The following is a 585-nucleotide window of genomic DNA, read 5'->3' as shown; positions in this document are numbered from 1 at the left end:
TACCACCGTCAAGCGCTGAGGAAGTCAGCGATTGCAGCGGCATCATTTAGGCAATGATTTCCCGTGAAACTCACTCAATCGTCCCACTCAGGCGCTAGCCCTTCAGGGTTTACTTCGCGGCCATTTCTTTCCAGCGCATCTATCTTAGCGATCGCCTCTTCACTCAGATTAAGTTCAAGTGCTTTCAGGTTACTTGCCAAATTCTCTCGTTTAGTTGAAGACGGGATCACCGCGTAACCTTTTGACAAAGCCCAAGCAAGCGCGACTTGAGCTGGCGTGGCCTGATAGTCCTCAGCAATACCTGCAATAGTTGGGTCCCCAAGTACTTTCCCATATGCCAAGGTCATGTAAGACGTTACCTGAATATCGTTTTCCTGCATGAAGCTGACCAACTTACGATTTTGCAAATAAGGGCTAAGCTCGATTTGGTTAGTAACAATATTCTCTTTACCGACCACTTCTATCGCTTGTTGCAACAAGTCAATATTAAAGTTGGATACGCCAATATTACGGGTTAACCCTTGCGATTTAGCTTCAAGTAATGAAGCCATGTATTCGTTCAAGTTATTGTTATTGCCAGGCCAA

1 protein-coding gene is annotated in these 585 nt (G+C 45.5%); it reads right to left on the bottom strand.

Going from position 1 to position 585, the window contains the following annotated elements; all coding sequences use genetic code 11:
- Positions 1 to 74: 74 nt before the first annotated feature.
- Positions 75 to 585: aldo/keto reductase (locus IQR33_RS05315; protein WP_193843578.1), on the bottom strand; the 511-nt coding region annotated here is incomplete at its 5' end.

The sequence above is a fragment of the Vibrio sp. OPT46 genome, assembly GCF_015163535.1.
GTDB classification, from domain to species: Bacteria; Pseudomonadota; Gammaproteobacteria; order Enterobacterales; family Vibrionaceae; genus Vibrio; species Vibrio alginolyticus.
The sequence above is the reverse complement of the archived record's forward strand: the minus strand, read 5'-3'. Positions and strand labels throughout refer to the sequence as shown.